Source organism: Microcoleus sp. POL10_C6 (assembly GCF_036701585.1).
Classification (GTDB): Bacteria; Cyanobacteriota; Cyanobacteriia; order Cyanobacteriales; family Microcoleaceae; genus Microcoleus.
In genome coordinates, this window is the sequence record NZ_JAUBRB010000073.1 from 20119 (window position 1) to 28255 (window position 8137).

Below are 8137 nucleotides of genomic sequence, written 5' to 3' on the forward strand. Positions count from 1 at the left end.
TAAATATCATAAACTAGCAGTAATATCGCAATCGAGAGCCATTAAATGTCACGTTCTCCTATACAAAATTCCTCCCCAAATAACCCCAGCCCATCTCATGTAGCATCCTTGCGCCGACTGCGCCGGATCAGCCATTTACTAGACAATGCAATTCCGATTCCCGGCACAAAGTACCGCATCGGACTCGATCCGATATTGGGACTGATACCGGGCGGCGGCGATGTAATCAGTTCAATTTTTGCAGGATATGTTGTCTTCAAATCCGCTCAAATGGGAGTGCCTCAAGAGACCTTAGTAAAAATGGCAGCTAATATCGTATTTGATACAGTGGCTGGTACTGTACCGGTAGCCGGAGATTTGGTGGATGTTGCTTGGAAAGCTAATGTCAAAAATATAGAATTGCTGGATGCTCATTTAGGTTCCCCTGAACAAGGCAAAAAAGCCGATTGGCTATTTGTGGCGGCGTTGCTGTTGGGTTTGATATTAATTGTCGGAGGCGTGATTTTCTTGAGTGTGATGCTTTTTGGATGGCTCTTTCAAGTAATTACAGGGCGTTAATTGGGGTTTGATGAGCAAGATAAATCACTCTCTTTGTGTCATATTAATAGCAGATAATCGGGGAAAGTTTTCCTAAAAAATCATCCTTGAGGATGATTACGGGCATGGAAAAACATCTGGCTTTAACGACCCGTATGGTGCGTTGCTTTTTTTTATGCCTCAACAAAGAGCTAAAATCTCACAGATCCGTACATTACAAACAGGGCGAGTGGAAACAAACCCAACACTTTTTTTACTGCAATACTTGAGAAAAATAATACGAGTATTAGCTACAAAAAAAACAGTGGCTGCAATCAATCTTCAATAAATACTAAAGTGTGTCAGGGTTGAAAAATTCAACCAACTCCTACCAATAAAAGTTCTGATTCTCTTGCCAAGAAGAGATATGTGGCAGAAATCTGAGATCTTGCACCATTCTCAAGAACAGGCCAGATGCCTGTTCCACAAGAAAATTCACTCTGGGTTCTGAAAAGTATATCTTAATGGTATTGACAAAACTTATTAAATGTGTATTTAAATCTCGATTTTCTTGGAAACTAGCTATTGACCCGCTCGCCCTTGAGTCCGATATAGTGATATAATCCAGACTATAATATCAAATTGATATAAATGCTTGAATTATCAGCCCTTGGGCTGCTACAGTTGCAACCCCTGCACGGCTATCGCTTAAAGCAAAAACTGGAGCTGTTTATGAGCAGTTGCATCAGCGTCAACTACGGAGCGATTTACCCGCTGTTGAAGCGCTTGGAAGAGCGAGGGGAGATTTCGGTAATTGCCGAAGAAGCCGGAGATGCAGGTTGTCCGCGCAAAATCTACGGAATTACCGCCCAAGGGCGCGAACTCTGGCGGCAAAAAATGCTCGAACACCCTCAAGAAAGCTGGGTTAACAGTGGTTCCCGGTTCCAAATCAAGTTTTTCTTTTTTGGCGACTTAGAACCAGCAGAACGGCTGAAGCTATTGGAACACCGCTTGCGAGCCTGTTACACCCGGCAAGACTACATCGAAAGCCTCAAGAGCGAATATCCACTAACCGACGACTATCAATTTGCCTCTCGCGATCGCTGCAAGTCAGTGCTGGCGTCAGAGATAGAGTGGTTAACCGAGCAGCTAGCCAAGGAAAAAAGTGCGATCGCCGGAGTGCGTGACTCCCCAACCTTCGCTGAATCCGCCGACTCCAAGGAAAAATCCTTCCAACTCACCCACTCAGGTGAGTCATAAGAAGGATGTGTAATCTTCCCTGCCATCGTAACTTTTGAGAGATAACAAGAAGCTTTCCTAAAAATAATCACTTCCTGGCTTGGCTAACTGCGATGGGACTAAAGCCCTGCACAAACCCCAACCCCATTAAAAAGAGACTTTCCCGATTCCATCCTGTTTAAAATCCCTTGTCCTTATTCCCCCATGTTTGAGAGGAACGCCGGAAAATCAAAGATTTCGCCCAAGTCTCAGTCAGAAGTTAAAAAAAATCTAAGTGGTGCTGCCAATGAGTTATTCTAAATCCCCAGAATCCGTCGTTGAAGCTGAAAAGCAAAAATCTCCCACACCGGAACTGCACCCAACCGATGCCGACAGTGATCGACCGCAGGATTTGGCAGCCGTTGCCGATCGCCCCGAACCTGTTGCTAAACCCGAACAGCACCCAACCGATGCAGACAGCGATCAACTGCAGAATTCTGCAACCGTTGTCGATCGCCCCCAACCTGTTGCTAAATCACGATCGCGCTGGCCCCTAATTGCCGTGATCGCGATCGCCACAGGCGCAGCAGGTTTCGGCTGGTACTCGTGGCAATCGGGTCAGAATCGCGCACAGCAACCGGCAGCAGCAGCCCAACCCCCAGGCATACCAGTCAAGCTGGCAGCCGTACAAACCAGCTCAGTCCAAGATTCCTCGGAATTTGTCAGCAGCTTAGAAGCCAAGCGTTCGGTAGAAATCAAACCCGAAGTAGAAGGGCTAGTCACGGAGATTTTTGTCAAATCCGGGGACTTCATAAACAAAGGGCAAGCCATCGCCCGCATGAAAAGCGAGAGCGCCCAAGCTGACTTGAGGCAATCCCAAGCCAACCTGATCCGCGCTCAATCCCATTTAGCCGAATTGCAAGCAGGAGCCAGGCCCGAAGAAATCGCCCAAGCTCAAGCCCAAGTCGCCCAAGCCCAAGCCAACCTCGCCCAACTGCGATCGGGCTCTCGGCCTGAAGAAATTGGCCAAGCCCAAGCTCGCGTTTCTCAAGCTGAAGCCGACCTCGCGGACGCCCAAACCGGTAGCCTCTTAGAAGACATCGCCCAAGCCAGAGCGCAAATAGAAGCAAGCACAGCCGAAGCAAAGTTAGCCAGCCAGCAACTTGCCAGATATCAGGCATTGGCAAAAGAAGGTGCAGAATCCGCCAACACCCTTGAGCAATACACCCAAAAAGAAGGCAGCGCCAAAGCCAACCTCCGAGAAGCTCAAAGGCGGTTCGAGCAGCGGCAAAAAAACAGACAAGCCGAGATCGAACGCCGGACAGCAGCCTTGCAACAGCAGCGGCAAGCTTTGCGGCAATTGCAAAACGGTTCGCGCCCAGAGGAAATAGCCAAAGCCGAAGCAGAAGTCGCACAAGCCAAGAGCAGATTAGCCGAGTTAGCCAACGGTACGCGCCAAGAACAGCTCGATCAAGCTGAAGCGCAAGTTGCTGAGGCCGCCGCTCAAGTCCGCGGCTTTGAAGTACAACTACAAGAAACTGCTGTCATCGCGCCCTTCGCGGGAGTCATCGGCGACATACCAGTGAAAGTAGGTGATTACTTGCAAAAAGGTGATGCGATCGCCACCTTGACTGAGAACCAATTGCTAGACTTGCGGTTATCAATTCCTTTGGAACGGATGCCTCAATTACGCTTAGGGCTGCCAGTACAAATGCTCGACGCTCAAGGTAAGGCGATCGCCCAAGGTCAAATCAGTTTTATCTCCCCAAACGTCAGCGCCAATTCCCAAACAATTTTAGCTAAAGCCACCTTTCCCAACCCCACCGGCGAACTGCTTAATCTCCAGTTTGTAAAAGCTAAAGTCATCTGGAAACAGAGCCCCGGAATTTTAGTTCCAGTAACAGCAGTCACTCGCTTAGGTGGAGAAACTTTTGTATTCACAGCTCAAAAGCCAGAACAGCCAAAACCTGGGATGCCACCTTTAGTAGCACGGCAAAAATCCGTGAAATTGGGAACCATTGAGGGGAATAATTATCAAGTTATCGAAGGTTTGAAAGCCGGGGAAAAAATTGTTACCGCAGGCATCCTTAACCTGACAGACGGTGTTCCGATTATGGCTCAAGAGGATGGGAAAAAAGCTGGGGAAAAATTACCAGTAGGGAGCAAAAAATAAGGTATGTTGTTGCGCTTTAGCGCTCTTGATTCACTTCTTAAGAGCGCTAAAGCGCAACTACGTACTTTATATGAAACTACTTGATTGCTCAGCTATTAAAAAAGGGGAAATTTTAATTTTTGACGTAAGTCTAATTAGGAATTAGAAATTACGAATTATCAACTAACAACTACCCATTACCCAAATAATGTTTGCAGATTTCTTTATTAAACGACCCGTCTTTGCTAGCGTCTGCGCCTTAATTATTATCTTGGTAGGCGCAATCAGCATCCCCAGCATACCTATCGAGCGCTTCCCCGACATCAGCCCTACCCAAATTAACGTCACAGCTAACTACAGCGGGGCGAGTGCTGAAATTGTCGAAAATGCAGTTACGAACATCCTAGAAAGGCAAATCAACGGCGTTGAAGGGCTCAAATATCTAACTTCCAGTAGTAGTAACGATGGCACTAGCACCATTACAGCTACCTTTGATTCATCGCGCAACAAAGACATTGCCGGCGTCGATGTTCAAAATCGAGTTGCAGTTGCTCAACCACAACTACCAGATGCCGTACAACGCACAGGAGTTAGAGTTACCAAACAATCTACAAGTCTCCTATTAGCGATCGGTTTATTTACAGAAAATAAAGAATACGACACCATATTTTTAAGCAACTACGCTGACCTATATTTAGCAGATGCCTTAAAGAGAGTAAAAGGGGTTGGTGACGTGCGAATTTTTGGGGAAAGACGCTATGCAATGCGTTTATGGATAGACCCCAATAAACTAGCAGCTCGCCGTCTCACAATGCAAGATATAACGAGGGCTCTCAACGAACAAAACTTGCAAGTTGGTGCTGGTAGAGTTGGTCAAGAACCTGCTCCGCAGGGACAAATGTATCAAATTGACTTGCGTGCTGAAAGTCGCCTCAAAGAACCAGCAGAATTTGAAGAAATCGTCCTCAAAACAGAGACCAATGGAACGTTAGTTAAATTAAAAGATGTGGGGAGAGCAGAACTAGGGGCAGAGAATTACAGCTCATTTCTGCGATTTAGAGGCAATGATGCAGTAGGTTTAGGGATTTACCAACTGCCTGGAAGTAATGCTTTGAATGTTGCCCATGCCGTCAAAACAGAAATGGAAAAACTAGCTGTTGCTTTCCCTCCGGGATTGATACATAGAGTAGCGCTGGACACGACTTTGTTTGTAGAAGAGTCGATGGCAGAAGTAGTCAAGACATTATTTGAATCAGTCTTGCTAGTGGTGATAGTGATTTTTGTTTTCTTGCAAGACTGGCGCACAACTATTATTCCTATCATCACAATTCCAATTTCTTTGATTGGGACGTTTGCCTTTATCAAAGTTTTCGGATTTACGATTAACAGTTTATCTCTGTTTGGTCTGACATTAGCGACGGGATTAGTGGTTGATGACGCTATCATTGTAGTAGAAAATATTGACCGCCTGATCCGCCAAGGGATGAATGCCCGCCAAGCGGCTTTTGAGTCCATGCGGGAGCTTTTTAGCGCTGTAATTGCGACTTCTTTAGTGTTGATGGCCGTGTTCGTGCCAGTGGCATTTTTTCCCGGAACTACGGGAGCACTGTATAAACAATTTGCGCTGACAATTGCTTTTTCTGTTCTGCTTTCTACCTTTATTGCTATTACTCTCACGCCCTCACTTTCAGCTATATTACTGCGTCGAGGGCCGAAGTTTGGGGGGCCGCTAGGTTGGGTTTTTGACCGTTTTAATGGAGTTCTCGATTGGGTACAGCGACAATATCGGAAATCCTTAATATTTCTCACAGGAATTAAGACTATTGTCACCCTCGTGTTCATCGCTTCTCTGGGAGTAACAGCTTGGCTTTATTTATCAGTCCCCACAGCATTTATCCCGGAAGAAGACCAGGGGTATTTTATGACAATTATTCAAGGGCCCCAAGGTGTTTCGCTGCAATACACTCAGAAAGTAATGGATCAAGTAGAACAAGAAATCCTCAAGCTTCCTGAAGTTGTCGGGACTTTTTCAGTGGGTGGATTTGGTTTTAGCGGTAGCACTTCTAATCAAGGCATTATATTTACTACACTTAAAGCCTGGGACGAACGTCACGGAGAAGATCAAACTGTACAAGCGATTATTGGTAAGTTGCGGGGTAAGTTTTTCTCGATTCCCGAAGCGAGAATTTTCCCCGTGAATCCGCCGGCTATTCAAGGTTTAGGTCAATTTGGGGGTTTCCAATTTCAATTGCAAGACCGCAAAGGTAACAGCGGTTTAGATGGCTTAGTCCAGACTATGGGCGGGATTTTAAAGCAGGCAAATCAGACACCGGGATTGCAAGCGGTATTTAGTACGTTTGCTGCGAATACGCCTCAGTTAATTGTGGAGGTTGACCGCAATCGAGCTAAGGCTCTAGATATTCCTATTAATGATGTTTTCAGTACGTTACAAACGGCTCTGGGTGCTCAGTATGTGAACGATTTTAACCTCCAGCAGCGCAATTATCGGGTGTATGTTCAGGCGGATAAACAGTTTCGTGATAACCCTGAAGATATTGGGAAATTGTATGTGCGTTCTGGAAAGAATGAAATGATTTCTTTGAGCAATTTGGTGAAGATCACTCCGGTGGTGGGTGCACAAACTGTTAACCACTACAATTTGTATAGGTCAATTGAAATTACTGGCTCTCCGGCTCCGGGAGCGAGTTCTGGGCAGGCGCTAAAATCGATGGAAAAGGTGTCGGCTCAAGTTTTGCCCTCGGGTTTTGGCTATGAATGGTCGGGGAGTTCTTTAGAAGAAATTGAATCGGGGGGTCAAGCACCGATTATTTTTGGTTTGGGGCTGATTTTTGTGTTTTTGGTGTTGGCGGCTCAGTACGAAAATTATGTCGATCCTTTCATTATTTTGCTATCGGTGCCTTTGGCGATTTTAGGCGCTCTTTTAGCTCAGTCGTTGCGGGGTTTGGCGAATGATGTTTATTGCCAGATTGGTTTGGTGATGTTGATTGGATTGTCGAGTAAAAATGCGATTTTAATTGTGGAGTTTGCGAACCAGTTACGGGAGCAGGGATATTCAATTGCTAAGGCGGCAGTTGAGGCTTCTCAAGAGCGTTTACGACCGATTTTGATGACTTCCCTGGCTTTCATTTTGGGTATTGCTCCTCTGGTGAACCCAGAAGGTGCGGGCGCGGCAAGTCGTAGATCGCTGGGGAATGCGATCGCGGGGGGAATGGTTGTTTCTACTGTCTTGAGTTTGTTTATAGTGCCGGTTCTGTATGTGGTGGTTGTCTCGGCTCGCGATCGCTTTAAAAAGCGCGATCGCCCGCAAAATCCGCCCGATGATGGTACAGTTTTGAACGGGAAAACGGCTCCCCACGAGGAGATTGAACGCGATAAAGTATCGCCGTTTTAGTTGGTAAGTGGCAAATACTATCGTTTTGTGAGTTGAATTGGTGCGATCGCCCAAAACCCGCCAATCCCGCATCAAAACCCCCAAAGTCCCCAGATTAGTCCGGGGATCAATTCTTCAATCCAAAATCCAAAATCCAAAATCCAAAATCGATTGACGGCGGCCCCCATCTGCGGCTACGCTTTGAAGTGAGAGGTTGCTTGCTTGTAGAGGAGGCAGCCCGCGTCGCCCAAAAATCTAGTTGCACTGCCCAAAGCTGCTACCAACAGCAATGGACAGCTAACCGCCAAACTGATACCAGCAGTCTGGAGGCTAACGGAGCATCATAACATCCTCTGTAGCCGCCCTGCTATGCGTTGAACTGCGGGGCGGCTGGGTTTTTGGGTTTTTCTAGAAAACCCAAAACCAGGAGAACATAATATGTCACAGGAATTCGTGCCTGACGACAACTCTTCCGATCGCCCAAATGACGACTCAGCAGCAGTATGCGAACAGGAAGTGGTGCTGTTAACGGTTGTCGGTTCGCCCAAGGGAGTCAGGGAAACCATACTCACTTTGTACCGACTAGGATTTGCCCAAGTCGGCGATTGGAGCCCCGTACAACGTGCAGCTAATCCGAAGCAGGTGATGAGCGTACTGATCCGTCGGAAGCGGGCTAACGGTACACCGCCGAGAAAATCTGGACGGTAAGCTGCGCTGTCATTTTGATTGAAGCGAAGAATCTTCGTGGGGTGGGCGTCTCGCCCGCCCTAAAAATACAATTACTTAGGGTTTGCTGAATAATCGATCGCAAACTAAGAACAGGAGCTCACGATATATTCAAGCAGAGTTAAATATAAGTT

At 46.7% G+C, this 8137-nt stretch carries 5 protein-coding genes; all 5 read left to right on the forward strand.

Annotated elements, in window-relative coordinates; all coding sequences use genetic code 11:
• Positions 1-45 precede the first annotated feature (45 nt).
• The 5 genes from QUA34_RS26800 (at position 46) to QUA34_RS26820 (ending at position 7985) form a co-directional block, all read left to right on the forward strand.
• Entirely contained in the window at positions 46-558 is a 513-nt protein-coding gene (locus tag QUA34_RS26800) for a DUF4112 domain-containing protein (RefSeq protein WP_333324309.1), read from the forward strand.
• A 609-nt stretch (positions 559-1167) separates the two neighbouring features.
• Positions 1168-1776 (forward strand): PadR family transcriptional regulator, encoded by a 609-nt coding sequence (locus QUA34_RS26805; protein ID WP_333390162.1) that lies wholly within the window; start codon positions 1168-1170, stop codon positions 1774-1776.
• Positions 1777-2041: 265 nt separating this feature from the next.
• Positions 2042-3907 carry an efflux RND transporter periplasmic adaptor subunit gene (locus QUA34_RS26810; protein WP_333390164.1) on the forward strand — a complete coding sequence of 622 codons (1866 nt, stop codon included), beginning with the start codon at positions 2042-2044 and terminating at the stop codon, positions 3905-3907.
• Between the two features lie 187 nt (positions 3908-4094).
• Positions 4095-7298 carry an efflux RND transporter permease subunit gene (locus QUA34_RS26815; RefSeq protein ID WP_333390166.1) on the forward strand — a complete coding sequence of 1068 codons (3204 nt, stop codon included), beginning with the start codon at positions 4095-4097 and terminating at the stop codon, positions 7296-7298.
• 417 nt (positions 7299-7715) lie between these two features.
• On the forward strand, positions 7716-7985 hold the full coding sequence (locus QUA34_RS26820) for a hypothetical protein (RefSeq protein ID WP_333390168.1): 270 nt from the start codon (positions 7716-7718) through the stop codon (positions 7983-7985).
• Positions 7986-8137 lie beyond the last annotated feature (152 nt).